Origin of the sequence: Bacillus sp. JUb11 (assembly GCF_024807925.1) — a bacterium.
GTDB lineage: Bacteria > Bacillota > Bacilli > Bacillales > Bacillaceae > Bacillus > Bacillus altitudinis.
Genome location: NZ_JANUEZ010000005.1, coordinates 121,392 through 135,879, shown reverse-complemented (window position 1 = coordinate 135,879; position 14,488 = coordinate 121,392). Strand labels below are relative to the sequence as shown.

At 43.7% G+C, this 14,488-nt stretch carries 14 protein-coding genes and 1 riboswitch; all 14 genes read right to left on the bottom strand.

Going from position 1 to position 14,488, the window contains the following annotated elements; translation table 11 throughout:
* Positions 1–2 precede the first annotated feature (2 nt).
* Positions 3–704 (bottom strand): phosphoadenylyl-sulfate reductase, encoded by a 702-nt coding sequence (locus M2369_RS10895; protein ID WP_008344917.1) that lies wholly within the window; start codon positions 702–704, stop codon positions 3–5.
* A gap of 45 nt (positions 705–749) precedes the next feature.
* Positions 750–896 (bottom strand): YezD family protein, encoded by a 147-nt coding sequence (locus M2369_RS10890; protein ID WP_008344920.1) that lies wholly within the window; start codon positions 894–896, stop codon positions 750–752.
* 74 nt (positions 897–970) lie between these two features.
* Positions 971–1,073: riboswitch (SAM riboswitch) on the bottom strand.
* A gap of 158 nt (positions 1,074–1,231) precedes the next feature.
* Entirely contained in the window at positions 1,232–1,870 is a 639-nt protein-coding gene (pyrE, locus tag M2369_RS10885; RefSeq protein ID WP_017359346.1) for an orotate phosphoribosyltransferase, read from the bottom strand.
* 7 nt (positions 1,871–1,877) lie between these two features.
* Positions 1,878–2,582, bottom strand: a complete 705-nt coding sequence (gene pyrF, locus M2369_RS10880) for an orotidine-5'-phosphate decarboxylase (protein ID WP_046527254.1) — start codon at positions 2,580–2,582, stop codon at positions 1,878–1,880.
* Entirely contained in the window at positions 2,554–3,486 is a 933-nt protein-coding gene (locus M2369_RS10875; RefSeq protein WP_017359348.1) for a dihydroorotate dehydrogenase, read from the bottom strand. The genes pyrF and M2369_RS10875 overlap by 29 nt, the downstream gene beginning before the upstream one ends.
* The gene (locus M2369_RS10870; protein WP_007499709.1) at positions 3,480–4,256 is read right to left on the bottom strand and encodes a dihydroorotate dehydrogenase electron transfer subunit; all 777 of its coding nucleotides are present in this window, start codon (positions 4,254–4,256) and stop codon (positions 3,480–3,482) included. The genes M2369_RS10875 and M2369_RS10870 overlap by 7 nt, the downstream gene beginning before the upstream one ends.
* On the bottom strand, positions 4,253–7,468 hold the full coding sequence (gene carB / locus M2369_RS10865; protein WP_039166760.1) for a carbamoyl-phosphate synthase (glutamine-hydrolyzing) large subunit: 3,216 nt from the start codon (positions 7,466–7,468) through the stop codon (positions 4,253–4,255). Before carB ends, M2369_RS10870 begins: the two co-directional genes overlap by 4 nt.
* Entirely contained in the window at positions 7,453–8,547 is a 1,095-nt protein-coding gene (locus M2369_RS10860; protein WP_019743288.1) for a carbamoyl phosphate synthase small subunit, read from the bottom strand. Before M2369_RS10860 ends, carB begins: the two co-directional genes overlap by 16 nt.
* Positions 8,544–9,830 carry a dihydroorotase gene (locus M2369_RS10855; RefSeq protein WP_035392124.1) on the bottom strand — a complete coding sequence of 429 codons (1,287 nt, stop codon included), beginning with the start codon at positions 9,828–9,830 and terminating at the stop codon, positions 8,544–8,546. The genes M2369_RS10860 and M2369_RS10855 overlap by 4 nt, the downstream gene beginning before the upstream one ends.
* Positions 9,814–10,737, bottom strand: coding sequence for an aspartate carbamoyltransferase catalytic subunit (locus M2369_RS10850; RefSeq protein ID WP_017367206.1), 924 nt, complete (start codon positions 10,735–10,737; stop codon positions 9,814–9,816). The genes M2369_RS10855 and M2369_RS10850 overlap by 17 nt, the downstream gene beginning before the upstream one ends.
* A 130-nt stretch (positions 10,738–10,867) precedes the next feature.
* A complete protein-coding gene (locus M2369_RS10845) occupies positions 10,868–12,196 on the bottom strand; it encodes a uracil-xanthine permease family protein (RefSeq protein ID WP_045034243.1) in 1,329 nt (442 codons plus the stop codon).
* A 156-nt stretch (positions 12,197–12,352) separates the two neighbouring features.
* Entirely contained in the window at positions 12,353–12,895 is a 543-nt protein-coding gene (gene pyrR, locus M2369_RS10840) for a bifunctional pyr operon transcriptional regulator/uracil phosphoribosyltransferase PyrR (RefSeq protein WP_007499718.1), read from the bottom strand.
* Positions 12,896–13,065: 170 nt separating this feature from the next.
* On the bottom strand, positions 13,066–13,980 hold the full coding sequence (locus tag M2369_RS10835) for an RluA family pseudouridine synthase (RefSeq protein WP_024720321.1): 915 nt from the start codon (positions 13,978–13,980) through the stop codon (positions 13,066–13,068).
* The gene (gene lspA / locus M2369_RS10830) at positions 13,977–14,444 is read right to left on the bottom strand and encodes a signal peptidase II (RefSeq protein WP_008344942.1); all 468 of its coding nucleotides are present in this window, start codon (positions 14,442–14,444) and stop codon (positions 13,977–13,979) included. The genes M2369_RS10835 and lspA overlap by 4 nt, the downstream gene beginning before the upstream one ends.
* Positions 14,445–14,488: the final 44 nt, after the last annotated feature.

Sequence of the window (14,488 nt, the reverse complement as noted above, 5' to 3'; positions counted from 1 at the left end):
CCTTACTCATGTAATCCGCACTCAGTCTTTGCTGTCCCTGACCATCTTCCAGAACGCAAATCATCAGCAGTAAATGCCGGCTGTGTACAAGGTGCACACCCGATGCTTGGATATCCTTGGTCATGTAGCGGATTATAAGTAAGATCCTCTCTAGACGCATATCTCCATATGTCCTTCCACGTCCAGTGGATGAGCGGACATACTTTGACTGATTGGAATTTTTCATCCTTATTTAAGAAGTTCGTACCTGCTCGTTTAGGCGACTGCTCTCTTCTTAAACCAGACAGCCATGCCGGATAGCCAGATAGTGCCTCTTGCAATGGAATGACCTTTCTCATATGGCAGCAGCTTTGAGGATTCGTTTCCCATAATTTATCACCATGCTGCTCATTCTGCTCTTCCACCGTCAGCTCAGGTGTTTTCAGCACGATGTCTAACCCAGGATATCTTTCCTTAACTGCATCAATGGTGTCGTATGTTTCCTTGAAATGCAGACCTGTATCTAAAAAGACAATTCTTGCATCTTTTTTTACTTTCGCAATAAGATCGATCAGGACAATGCCTTCAATGCCAAAACTGCATGCATAAACGAGCTGATCACCATAGTGGCCGTACGCCCATTTCAGCACAGATAGGGCCCCTTTATACAAATCGTCCTCTTGAAATGTAATGGACGGCTCTTGCCAATTTTCATAAGTTAACATTGTTTCTCCCCTTCCGGAGTACTGCTTCTATTGCTATTCTCCGCACTACTTTAATCTGATTTTTTCATTTTTTTCCACTTGAATCACTTGACCGTCCTGAACGATCAACGTAATTGAACCGAATTTCATATCCCCAATCAGCTCTTGCATATGCTTCACTAAGTCCTCATCCTGGTTTTGTTTCAGTTCCATCTCCTCTTCCTCCTCACCGTTAAAATAAAAAAACTTTCTTTCAGTCCGAAAGAAAGATGAGGAAGCTCACGATTTCCTTATCTTTCAAAATAGAATCATTTTGCAGGAAGTAGCACCTTGCAAATCGCAGGTTGCCGGGCTTCATCGGGCCAGTCCCTCCACCTCTCTGGATAAGAGTTTTAATTTGTATTAAATATTAACACAATTCAAACAAAAGTCAACCCGACTTTATTGATAGGATTAGTTTTTATTTAAATTTGAGTCTATTTTACTATTTTTAACCAAATAAAAAGCTGTGCAGTGCAGCACAGCTTTTTTAAAACAAGACAAGCTTTTTAGACCGTTTCTTCCATCCAAGATTCAGACGAAGGATCCTGTCTCCAGCGTTTTAGTTTATTCATAGCAGAAGGCTCAATTGCTTTTAGCTCAAGTGCCACTTCTGTCAGTGTGTCATAGTCTGTCAGCGTGACATAGGGAATGTTTTTCTCTTGAAAAGCCGCAGCTGCTTTTGGCAGTCCATAAGTAAAGATCGCAACAACTCCGAGTACGTCACAGCCTTCTTCTTCTAGAGCAGCCACAACTTCAAGAACGCTGCCTCCAGTTGAGATGAGGTCTTCTACGACAACCACCTTTTGTCCAGGTGATACGGCTCCTTCAATTTGATTTCCTTTTCCGTGTGCTTTTGGTTTACTTCTTACATAACACATCGGTACATTCAGACGATCAGCTGCTAATGCCGCATGAGGAATGCCAGCTGTAGCTGTACCTGCGACAACTTCCGCTCCTTCAAAATGAGTGAGAATCAAGTCTTTTAAACCTTCCGCAATGTCCCCTCTGACCTCAGGATAAGACAAGGTGAGGCGATTGTCACAGTAAATCGGTGATTTGATACCGCTCGCCCATGTAAATGGTTCGTCTGGTTTTAAAGAGACAGCTTTGATTTGTAATAAATGCTTCGCGATTTTCGTTTTCATCCGGCAGTCACTCCCACTCTTTCAAAATTTGTTGATAAGCTTCCACTGGGTTTGTGGCTTTTGTGATCGATCTTCCCACAACAATCTGTGAAACACCCTGTTCTTTGGCAAAGGCAGGTGTCGCCACACGCTTTTGGTCATCCGTTTGATCATTTGGTAAGCGAATTCCTGGCGTCACAGTGAGAAAGGAAGGAGAGATTTGTTCATGAAGCTGTTTTGATTCATGAACAGAGCACACCACACCATCAAGTCCACTTTCATATGCCAATTGTCCATAATGAAGCACAGCCTCTTGCAATGGGCGGTCAATTAGTAATTCTTTTTTCATCATATCTTCTGACGTGCTTGTCAGCTGGGTCACTGCAATAATGCCTGGGCGATTTTGCCCGGCAGGGGTTCCGCTTTCAAGCCCCTCTATGGCCGCCTGCATCATTCTTTTCCCGCCGGCTGCATGCACATTCACCAAATCAACACCAAGTGCAGCAAGTCTGTTCATCGCTTTTTGCACAGTTGTTGGAATGTCATGAAGCTTCAGATCAAGGAAAATACGGCAATTTTTTTCTTTCAGTGCATCAATAATGGCAGGACCTTCTTGGTAAAACAGCTCCATGCCGACCTTTACGAATAATGGAGTGCCTTCAAAACGATCTATAAAGGCGTGCGCCTCCTGTCCTGATGGAAAATCAAGCGCGATGATGGGCAAGTGCTTCATGTTTCCAGCTCCTTCCGATGCATTCCTCTACAGATGAATACCCATAAGCCGCTAACACATTCGGTAGTTCATCAATGATTTCCGGGCAAATAAATGGGTTCACAAAATTGGCTGTCCCAACAGCTACCGCACTTGCGCCAGCTAGTAAAAATTCAAGTACATCTTCAGCGCTTTGCACCCCGCCCATCCCAATAATCGGAATAGAAACGGCCTGACTGACCTCATGCACCATTCGGATGGCTACAGGTTTTACAGCAGGACCTGATAATCCGCCTGTTTTATTAGCAAGAATGGGTTTGCCTGTTTTTAAATCTAAACGCATCCCAATCAAGGTATTGATCATGGTGAGTCCATCCGCTCCAGCCGATTCAATCGCTTTAGCAATCTCAACGATATTGGCTACATTAGGTGACAGTTTCACATAAACAGGAACGGAGGAAACTTCCTTAACAGCTTTTGTCAATGTAGCCGCCATTTCTGGATCGGTCCCAAAGGCAATTCCGCCTGTTTTCACATTCGGACACGAGATATTCAGTTCAAGGGCGTGAACATTGCTTGCTTGACTAATTTGCTTTGCTACTTCAACATAATCATCAACTTGTGATCCAGCAACATTGGCAATAATAGGGGTATCGAACTGCTCAAGCCAAGGTAATTCATGTTCAAGCACGCCTTTTAGACCTGGATTTTGGAGACCAATCGCATTCAACATACCGGCTCCTGTCTCAGCTACCCTCGGTGTCGGGTTGCCAAATCTCGGTTCAAGGGTCGTGGCTTTAATCATGATGCCGCCCAGCAAGGAAAGGTCATATAATGATGCGAATTCTTTTCCAAATCCAAAACAGCCTGATGCAGGAATGATTGGATTTTTTAAAGATAAGCCGGGTAATTCGATGTTTAGCATGATAGCGCCACCTCCTCCGCTTTAAAAACAGGTCCATCCAGACAAACTTTAACGTACGGTTTCTCGTGCTGATCGGTATGACAGACACAAGCAAAGCATGCACCGATTCCGCAGCCCATTCGTTCTTCCATTGAAATATAGACAGGCTTATCGGGATAAGAGTCTTTTAGTGCTTTTAACATAGGTGTCGGTCCACAGGAAAGCAAGACATCAAAGTCCAGCTCATTCTCTTCAATGACATTTGTCACGAAACCTTTCGAACCATATGTCCCATCAACGGTTGCGATAAACGTATCTCCGAGTGCTTGAAATTTCTCCTCATAAAATACATCCTTTTTCGATTGAAAACCGAGAACATGTTTTACGATGACGCCTTTTTTCGTTAACCGCTTAGACAGTTCATATAGCGGAGGCACACCGATTCCTCCACCGACTAATAATGCGGTCTGTCCAGCCTGAACGACTGAAGGGTCATAGCCGTTTCCAAGCGGACCTAACACATCGACTGACTCTCCCGCCCGCTTTTGGGAAAGGAGCTTTGTGCCCTCTCCCTCTGCGCGGTAAATGATGGTTGCTTCTTGCTTTTCGGCATGAATGTTGGCAATACTGATCGGTCTTCTCAGCAGCGGTGTCATGGATTCACTGACCTTTATATGAAGAAACTGTCCAGCTGTTTGAAAGGATTCAACAAGATCACCCTTTAATGTCATTTCGTAAATATGATCAGCGATCTCTCGGTTCGAGACGACCGTCAAGTATGCTTTTTTCATATCGTTACTGTCACCTCAGCATTCGTTTTCACTTCTGGCATTTCATCTGCTCTAAATGTCATGCTCTCTAGCACTCTTAAAATCGCTTCCGCTGTATCTAGTGACGTTAAGCAAGCGACACCATTTTCAACAGATTCACGTCTAATTCTAAAGCCGTCTCTTGCTGGCTGTTTTCCTTTTGTTAAGGTGTTGATGACAAATTGGGCTTCACCATTTCGAATGACATCCAGCAGATTCTTTCCTTCTTCTCCTATTTTGCCGACAACACTTGATGGAATGGAAGCTTGTTTTAAGTAATTCGCTGTTCCTTCTGTTGCTAAAATATGATAGCCGATGGAATGGAATCTTCTTGCAATCTCAAGTCCTTCTTCTTTATCTTTATCAGCCACTGTCAGGAGAACCGTTCCGTCTTTTGGAATTTGAATGCCTGATGCAATCAATCCTTTGTAGAGGGCTTTTTCGATTGTGACATCTTTCCCCATGACTTCACCTGTTGATTTCATTTCAGGCCCTAGTGTAATATCTACTCTTCTTAGTTTTGCAAAAGAGAAGACTGGAACTTTAACATATACGCCTTCTTGCTCAACATGAAGCCCTTCTTGGTAGCCATAGTTTTTCAGTTTTTCTCCTAAAATAACCTTTGTAGCTAAGTTCGCCATTGGAATGCCTGTAATTTTACTTAAGAATGGGACAGTCCGGCTTGAACGCGGATTCACTTCAAGTACGTACACTTCACCTTTTGATAGAACAAATTGAATGTTCAAAAGCCCAATGATGTTAAGGCCTTTTGCGAGTTTAATCGTGTATTCTGCGATTTTCGCTTTGATGTCCTCAGACAAAGTTTGCGGCGGGTAGACCGCAATGGAGTCTCCAGAGTGAACGCCGGCTCTTTCAATGTGTTCCATAATGCCTGGTATGACAACCGTTTCTCCGTCAGACACAGCATCTACTTCAATTTCTTTTCCTGTCAAATACTTGTCAATGAGCACTGGATGCTGCGGATTGACTTTCACCGCATTCTCCATGTAGTGAAGGAGTTCAGCTTCTTGATACACAATTTCCATTGCACGGCCGCCTAATACATAGGAAGGACGGACAAGCACGGGGTAACCGATTTGATTCGCAATCGCTACTGCCTCTGGCACAGACGTTGCTGTCTTACCATTTGGCTGCGGCACGCCGAGTGTTTCTAATGTTTGTTCAAACTTGTCACGGTTTTCCGCACGGTCAAGGTCTTCAAGCGAAGTTCCAAGAATCTTAACCCCTCTATTTGATAATTCATCTGCTAAGTTAATCGCTGTTTGTCCGCCAAACTGAACGACGACACCTTCTGGTTGTTCAAGGTCGATGATGTGCATCACATCTTCTACAGTGAGTGGTTCAAAGTAGAGCTTATCTGAAATACTAAAGTCTGTTGAGACGGTTTCAGGGTTGTTGTTAATAATAATGGCTTCATAGCCTGCTTGTTTGATTGCCCACACTGAATGAACGGTCGCATAATCGAATTCAACCCCTTGTCCGATTCTGATTGGACCTGAGCCTAGCACGATGACACTTTTCTTATCTGTTCGTTCGGATTCATTTTCATCTTCATATGTGCTGTAGAAATACGGTGTTTCTGATTCAAATTCTGCCGCACATGTGTCCACCATCTTATACACAGGAACGATGCCTGCTTCTGTTCTTAGGTTATAGACATCTGCCTCATTCATATTCCATTCGCGGCTAATATAAATATCTGAGAAACCTTTTTCTTTCGCTTCTTTTAAAACGTCTACATTGCCTTTGTTTTCTTTTAGTGTCTTTTCAAAAGCGATGATGCCTTCCAGTTTATGAAGGAAGAAATAATCAATTTTCGAGAATTCATGAATCTGTTCGACAGTATAGCCTCTTCTTAGCGCCTCAGCGATATAAAACAGACGCTCATCTCCTGCTTTGATAATCCGCTTTTCAAGCACTTCGTTTGTAATGTCCGCTTCGTCTTTTAATTCAATGTGATGCACATCCGCTTCAAGTGAACGCACAGCCTTTAAAAGAGACTCTTCTAATGTGCGGCCAATCGCCATGACTTCACCCGTTGCTTTCATTTGTGTTCCAAGTCGTCTGTTGGCAGATTCAAATTTATCGAAAGGCCAGCGCGGGATTTTTGAAACAATATAGTCAAGTGCTGGCTCGAACGCTGCATATGTTTTGCCTGTGACTGGGTTCATCATTTCATCAAGTGTTAGGCCGACTGCGATTTTCGCTGCAAGTTTTGCAATTGGATATCCAGTTGCTTTAGACGCAAGAGCAGAAGAACGGCTCACGCGCGGGTTTACTTCGATAATATAGTATTGGAAGCTGTCTGGGTCAATCGCCAGCTGTACGTTACATCCGCCTTCAATGCCAAGTGCACGGATCAGCTTGAGTGACACATTACGAAGCAGCTGATATTCACGATCACTTAGCGTTTGACTTGGTGCCACAACGATACTGTCGCCTGTGTGGATGCCGACAGGATCAAAGTTTTCCATGTTACAAACCACAATGGCATGATCTCCGCTGTCACGCATGACCTCATATTCAATTTCTTTAAAGCCTGCGATACTTTTTTCAAGCAAACATTGTGTCACCGGACTTAACTTCAGTCCATTCTCGACGATTTCTTTTAATTCTTGCTCATTTGTACAAATTCCGCCGCCTGTTCCGCCTAGTGTATAGGCTGGTCTAACAATGACCGGGAAACCGATTTGATCTGTGAATGCCATCGCTTCTTCAAGGTTATGGATGATTTCACTTTCTGGTACAGGTTCATTTAATTCATTCATTAGATTACGGAATAAATCTCTGTCCTCTGCTTTTTGAATAGCTGACAGCTTGGTGCCTAGTACTTCAACACCGCATTCAGCGAGTACACCAAGATCTGATAATTCAACAGCAAGGTTCAATCCAGTTTGTCCGCCAAGTGTCGGCAAAATCGCATCAGGACGTTCTTTTCGAATGATTCGTGTTAAAAATTCTGGTGTCAGTGGTTCGATGTATACCTTATCGGCCATTTCTGTATCCGTCATGATCGTCGCAGGGTTAGAGTTCACAAGAACGACTTCATAGCCCTCTTCTTTTAGCGCTAAGCAAGCCTGTGTGCCTGCATAGTCAAACTCCGCTGCCTGACCGATGATGATTGGACCTGAACCGATCACTAAAATCTTTTTGATATCTACGCGTTTTGGCATACTTCTTCCCCTTCTTTCTCAGTTGTATGAATCATGTCCATGAACTCGTCAAATAAGTAGTTCGCATCTTCTGGACCCGGTGATGCTTCTGGGTGATACTGGACAGTGAATGCTGGTGCTTCTTTATGTTTTAATCCTTCAATCGTATTATCATTTAGCGCAATATGTGTGACTTCAAGCACGTCTTCATTAATGGCGCTAACCGTGTAGCCATGGTTTTGAGACGTCAAGGTTACCTTGCCAGTTGCTAGTTCTTTGACTGGATGATTGGATCCTCTATGCCCAAATTTCATTTTTTCTGTACTTGCGCCGCACGCAAGCGCGAATAACTGGTGTCCTAGGCAGATACCAAAGAGTGGTACCTTTCCAATCAGCTGCTGAATCATTTCAACCGCTTCTGGCACATCGACTGGATCCCCAGGTCCGTTTGAAAGCATGATGCCATCTGGTTTTAACTGTAATACTTCATCTGCCGTGATATTGTATGGCACCACAATGACATCACAATCTCGCTTATTGAGTTCGCGCAAAATGCCATGCTTCATGCCGAAATCGACAAGCACAATTCTTTTGCCTCTTCCTGGACTTGGATACGCATTTTTCACAGATACTTGGCTTACTTGATCTGTTGGTAGCTGCATCGTTTGAAGGCGGCTCACAACGTCTTCTACTTGTTCATCCGGTCCTGCAAAAGCTCCTCTTAATGTACCTGCACTTCGAATCATGCGCGTGAGCTTGCGTGTATCAATGCCGCTAAGACCCGGGATATTTTTCATTTTTAAATACTCATCAAGTGAGTATGAAGAGCGCCAGTTTGAAGGCTTTTCACAAAGCTCTTTCACGATCAGCCCTTTCACAAACGGTGTGATCGATTCAAAATCATCACGGTTAATGCCATAGTTGCCGATCAGCGGGTAAGTGAGTGTGACAATTTGTCCGCAGTACGACGGGTCAGACAAAATTTCTTGATAGCCTGTCATCCCTGTGTTAAAGACGACTTCTCCGACTGACGGTTCTAAGCTGCCAAAGCCTGTTCCTTCGAATACTGTTCCGTTTTCTAGCACTAAGCGTCTCTTCATTTTACTAGTCTCCCCTCTTCATAAACGACTTTCCCAGATGCAAGTGTCATGACCGGCCATCCTGATACAGTCAATTTGTCAAACGGTGTATTTTGCCCTTTAGATAAGAAGCTTTTTTTGTCAATTGCCATTTCTTTGTTTAAATCAATCAGTGTGATATCAGCGATTTGACCTTCTTCCAGCTTTCCGTATGGAAGAGCAAAGGCTTCTGCTGGTTTGATGGTCATATAATCAACTAGTTCTTTTAATGTCCATTCCCCTGTTTTCACAAAACGTGTGTACAGAAGCGGGAACGCTGTTTCAAGTCCGACAATCCCAAATGGTGCCCTCTGCATCGTTTCGTTCTTTTCTTCTTCTGTATGCGGTGCATGGTCTGTGGCAATAAAATCAATCGTGCCATCTAAAAGTCCCTCGATCAGTGCCTCGCGATCTTCTGCTCCTCTGAGCGGCGGATTCATTTTATAGTTTGTGTCAAGACCTGGAATGTCTGCATCACATAAGAGAAGGTGATGTGGAGAGACCTCAGCCGTCACACGAATGCCTGCTTTTTTTGCATCGCGTACCACTCGGACGGATTCCTTTGTACTGATATGACATACATGATAATGACAATTCGCTGCTTCTGCTAAGAGGACATCTCTTGCAATATGCACCGATTCACAAATTGATGGTATTCCGTTTAACCCATTTGCTTTTGAAAAGTCTCCTTCATGAACGCATCCTCCATAAATGAGTGAGTTATCTTCACAGTGCGCCACTATGGCTTGATCAAGGCTTGCTGCCTTTTTCATTGCTTCGTACATCATGCCCGCGGTTTGAATACCAACACCGTCATCCGTAAAGGCAAATGCGCCCGCTTCTTTTAACGCTGCAAAGTCTGTCATCTCTTCGCCAATTTGTCTCGTCGTGATGGAAGCGTATGGCAGTACTCTTACAGAGGAGGTCTCTTTGATTCGATTCATCAGCCATTCCATTTGTTCTTTTGTATCTGGAACTGGTCGTGTATTCGGCATTGCTGCAATGGTCGTATACCCGCCTCTTGCTGCTGCCTTAGAACCTGTTTCAATGGTTTCTTTTTTCTCGCCGCCTGGCTCTCTTAAATGCACATGCAGATCAATCAAACCTGGTGATACAAATAGCCCTGCTGCATCAATGACTTCTTCTCCGTCTTCTCTTTCTAAGTGACCCATTGCTTGGATTACTTTTCCTTCTACCCTAATATCCTGCTGCACTCTTTCCCCTGTGCTTGTTAAGATAAAACCGTTTTTAATGAGATATGACATAGACAGAATCTCTCCCTTTTTGATGTAGTCTGCTATTTTGAAAAGCTCTTTTTAACACAGCCATTCGGATATACACACCATTTTCCATTTGTTTAAAAATCCTTGACTGTTTTGACTCTACTAATGAATCATCTATTTCAACACCTCTATTTACTGGTGCTGGATGCATAATAATTGCTCTTTCTTTCATTTTGCTTGCCCTGTCTACTGTTAATCCATAAGTCGATAAGTAACCCTCGTTGCCCATCTTTTCTGAGTGTCTTTCATGCTGAATTCTCAGCAGCATCACCACGTCAGACCGCTTCATGGCTTCGTCCACTTCGACATACGTTCCATGAGGATTTTGTTCATCTTGGAAAGAAGCTGGTCCTGAAAAGAGCACTGTCGCTCCTAGTCTTGCGAGGACTTCAGCATTGGACCTTGCCACCCTGCTATGTTTGATATCACCATGAATCGAGATCGTTAATCCTTCAAAGCCGCCAAACTCTTCGAAGATCGTCATCAAATCCAGCAATGATTGGGTAGGATGCTGACCGCAGCCATCTCCCGCATTAATGATTGGAATCCCGACCTTCCCAATCAGCTCTTTGTAATATTCGTCTGTACTGTCTCTGATGACACATGCCTTAACTCCGATGGATTCAAGTGTTTTCACTGTATCGTAAAGGGTCTCTCCCTTTTGAACAGAGGTACTTGCTGCGTCTAGGTTCAGCACATTCATTCCAAGTTTCTTCTCTGCCACCTCAAAGCTAAAACGCGTTCTTGTACTTGGTTCAAAGAAGAGGTTCGCTACAAATTCACCTGCTAAACCATGTTCCTGTTTCCCTTTTTTCAATGCACATGCTTCTTCAATCAGCTGTAAAATTTCTTCCTTTGACAAGCTGCTCATTGTCGATAAATCATTCATTTTTTCTGCCCCCTCTAGTTTTTCATCACTTTCAGGTTCAAAAAAACCCTAAGCCTCGGCAGCTTAGGGTTCTCCAAAAGAAGCAGGGGTGCTTTCGCACGTTCTGCTCCGTTTAGAACCCTTGTCAGCCTCACTGGACTTCTTTTAAAAGGTTTTCAGTATTCGATTCATTTGACTCATCATCTTCTGCCTTCTGATGCGGCAGAATCAGGTTTAACAGGACGCCAGTAATGGCAGCGAGTGCCATTCCTGACAGCGTCAGATTGATTTGTTTCACCTCAATGAATGCCCCGCCAATTCCAATGACTAAGATGACTGATGCGATAATGAGATTGCGCTTTTCTTCAAAGTTCACTTTATGATCAATCAGGATTCGCAGTCCGCTTGAGGCTATGATTCCAAAGAGCAGGAACGAAACGCCCCCCATAACCGCGGACGGTACTGTACTGATTAATGCTGAAATTTTCCCAACAAAGCCGAAGCAGATCGCAAACACCGCTGCTCCGCCGATGACGAAGATACTGAACACTCTTGTGATCGCAAGGACGCCAATGTTCTCTCCATAAGTCGTTGTTGGAGGTCCGCCGATGAGTGAAGCGAAGATTGTCGCCGCACTGTCTCCTAAAATGGAGCGATGAAGACCTGGCTTTTTAATAAAATCTTGTCCAACAACTTTGCTTAACACGACTTGATGGCCGATGTGCTCAGACATGGTCACAAAGGCAACCGGCACCATCACTGTGAGAATGCTTAAGGTCACAGCAGGTGTATAGTCGACAAATGGCACAACAAAGTCTGGTACAGCAAACCATTTTGCGTCAATGACCGGCTGGAAGTTCACAATGCCTTGTGTTAAAGCAAAAAGGTAGCCGCTGATAATGCCGATTAAGACTGGAATCAAGCTAAGGAATCCTCTTAGGAAGATCATACTAATAATGGTGACAGCGAGCGTGAAGCCTGCAACCATTAAATGCTTCAGGCTGTAAACAAGCTCCTTTGCATTTGGATCCACGTACATCGCCATGTTAACAGCTGTTCCAGCGAGTCCGAGTCCGATGACCATAATAACGGGTCCTACAACGACAGGCGGCAGAAGCTTCATTAGCCAGCCTGTGCCGAGCCATTTGATAAATAATGCGATGAGTGCATATGCCACACCCGCCATAAAGGCACCTACCATTGCGGCTCCTGGGCCGCCGGTGGCTTTTACATTCAAGATAGGGGCGATAAAGGCAAAGGACGATCCAAGATACGCCGGAATTTGCCCTCTTGTGATGATTAAGTACACAATGGTTCCAACCCCGCTTGATATGAGCGCAACGGCTGGGCTCATATCAATGATCTTTGGTACAAGAATGGTTGCACCAAACATGGCAAACAAGTGCTGCAGGCTGAGTGACAGCCATGTGAACGGTTTTGGGATATCTCGAATGCCTAAATTGGCTTTTTGCTGACTCATGATTTTCCTCCTAGATGTGTCCTTTTTCATTAAAAAAGCCTCTTTGCGAGTATGCGCAAAGAGGCCTAGAAAAACCGTACACGTCACTTTAGCCGTGTGCTCGGTGTCTCTTGTTAATGCCCTCTTTGCAAACTCTCTGGAATGCATTTAAAAAGGTTATTTTTCATATATAGCGACAAGGTCGTTTTGATCTACTTCATTGAGCTGAACCATGACTGTCTCTGCTTTTGATGTCGGGATGTTTTTTCCGATATAATCTGCCCGAATCGGCAGCTCCCGGTGTCCCCGGTCGACTAAAACAGCCAGCTGAATGGAAGATGGTCTTCCTACATCCACAAGCGCATCCATAGCTGCTCTCACCGTTCTGCCTGTGAACAGCACATCATCCACGACAATGAGTGTTTTGTCATTAATGTCAGCTGGAATGTCTGCACCCTTGACAAGTGGGTCTTGATTCTCTGTCTTTTTTGTCAGGTCATCACGGTATAGCGTAATATCCAGTTCACCCACAGTCACGGGGTTTCCTTCAATTTGCTCGATGCGCTCTGCAAGGCGCTTTGCAAGATGAATACCTCTTGTCTTGATCCCGGCCAGGATGACATCCTTCATCCCTTTGTTGCGCTCAATCATTTCATGTGCAATACGGGTAAGCGCTCGTCTTATCGCTTGTTCATCAAGAATGACTGCTTTTTGTTCCATCTTTTACACCTCTTTTTGACAAATAAAAAGCCCCTTCTGCAAAGGGCAGAGAGGGGCGCTCATTTGTGCATACTCGTGCACAAATTGATCCGTTATCCTTCTCAGCCTCTCTGGACTGTTTTAAAGAATCTCAATTTCTTCGTTTATTATTTCAAAAAAAGAACGGCCTGTCAATCGTTATTTCTTAATGAATCGATAAAAGCTTGCATATCAGCTGGAATTGGAGCTGTAAACTCCATATATTCTCCTGTTCTAGGGTGATCAAATCCTAACACGCCTGCATGCAGCAGTTGTCCATTGAAATCAACAGTTTTTCTCGGGCCATATTTTGGATCTCCGGCAAGAGGATAGCCAATGTATTTCATATGAACACGAATTTGGTGGGTTCTTCCTGTTTCAAGGCGGCATTCTACAACGGTAAAGTCTTTAAAGCGCTCCATCACATCAAAATGAGTGACTGCCTGCTTTGCATTTTCTTTTGTGACCGTCATGCTTTGGCGATCTTTTTTGTCTCGACCAATTGGTGCATCAATCGTTCCAGTATCATGCTGAATGATGCCATGAACAACGGCCGTGTATTTTCTAGTGACCGTTTTCGCCACCAGCTGATTGACGAGTGATTCATGCGCCATATCATTTTTTGCGACCATTAAAAGCCCTGAAGTATCTTTATCAATCCGGTGGACAATTCCTGGTCTCATCACACCATTAATGCCTGACAAATCATTGCAATGAGCCATGAGGCCATTGACAAGAGTACCTGTCACATGTCCTGGTGCTGGATGAACGACCATTCCTCTTGGTTTATTAACCACTAGTACATCTTCATCCTCATAATAAATATCAAGATCCATTGATTCCGCTTCTACATCTAGTGCTTCTGGATCTGGAATCTCTACTTTGATTTGATCTCCAGCTTGTACTTTATAATTGGCCTTCACTTGTTTTCCATTTACTTCGATGAGCCCATCTTTCACCCACTGCTGGACTTGGGTTCTTGACCATTCTGGTTCAGTTGTGCTTAAAAATTTATCAAGCCGTTCACTCGTTTGTTCTTCTGAAACGGCAATGTTTACTTGATTCATGTAGTTGACTCCTTATTTTTCTTTCCATCTAACAGCATTTGAATAAAGAGCAGAATGACCCCCACACATAGAGAGGAATCTGCGATATTAAAGATTGGATAATGATAATCCCCAAATACGAAATGAGCAAAATCAACCACTTCTTGACGGAAAATACGGTCAATAAAGTTTCCAATCGCTCCGCCAAGCATTAAGGCAAGCGCTACGCCAAGTAGCTTGTCCTTTTGTCCATGTTTTTGCAAATAATAAACAATTCCTGCAATAACAACGAGTGTGATCACATAGAAAAACCACATTTGTCCTTGGAGAATCCCCCATGCGGCTCCTGAATTTCGGTGGGATGTGATGTAAAAGAAGCCATCAATCACAGGAATAGAATCACCGAGCATCATATGTTTGACAATGAGCCATTTTGTTAATTGATCTAAACAAATTATCACGAATGCGATTATGTAATAGAACACACACGTTCCTCCATCTTCATACTTTGGTCTTTATGCATTTTATC

Excerpts from the sequence above, each read along its gene's own strand:
- M2369_RS10895 (WP_008344917.1), bottom strand. The coding sequence starts at position 704 with ATGTTAACTTATGAAAATTGGCAAGAGCCGTCCATTACATTTCAAGAG.
- M2369_RS10890 (WP_008344920.1), bottom strand. The coding sequence starts at position 896 with ATGGAACTGAAACAAAACCAGGATGAGGACTTAGTGAAGCATATGCAA.
- pyrE (WP_017359346.1), bottom strand. The coding sequence starts at position 1,870 with ATGAAAACGAAAATCGCGAAGCATTTATTACAAATCAAAGCTGTCTCT.
- pyrF (WP_046527254.1), bottom strand. The coding sequence starts at position 2,582 with ATGAAGCACTTGCCCATCATCGCGCTTGATTTTCCATCAGGACAGGAG.
- M2369_RS10875 (WP_017359348.1), bottom strand. The coding sequence starts at position 3,486 with ATGCTAAACATCGAATTACCCGGCTTATCTTTAAAAAATCCAATCATT.
- M2369_RS10870 (WP_007499709.1), bottom strand. The coding sequence starts at position 4,256 with ATGAAAAAAGCATACTTGACGGTCGTCTCGAACCGAGAGATCGCTGAT.
- carB (WP_039166760.1), bottom strand. The coding sequence starts at position 7,468 with ATGCCAAAACGCGTAGATATCAAAAAGATTTTAGTGATCGGTTCAGGT.
- M2369_RS10860 (WP_019743288.1), bottom strand. The coding sequence starts at position 8,547 with ATGAAGAGACGCTTAGTGCTAGAAAACGGAACAGTATTCGAAGGAACA.
- M2369_RS10855 (WP_035392124.1), bottom strand. The coding sequence starts at position 9,830 with ATGTCATATCTCATTAAAAACGGTTTTATCTTAACAAGCACAGGGGAA.
- M2369_RS10850 (WP_017367206.1), bottom strand. The coding sequence starts at position 10,737 with ATGAATGATTTATCGACAATGAGCAGCTTGTCAAAGGAAGAAATTTTA.
- M2369_RS10845 (WP_045034243.1), bottom strand. The coding sequence starts at position 12,196 with ATGAGTCAGCAAAAAGCCAATTTAGGCATTCGAGATATCCCAAAACCG.
- pyrR (WP_007499718.1), bottom strand. The coding sequence starts at position 12,895 with ATGGAACAAAAAGCAGTCATTCTTGATGAACAAGCGATAAGACGAGCG.
- M2369_RS10835 (WP_024720321.1), bottom strand. The coding sequence starts at position 13,980 with ATGAATCAAGTAAACATTGCCGTTTCAGAAGAACAAACGAGTGAACGG.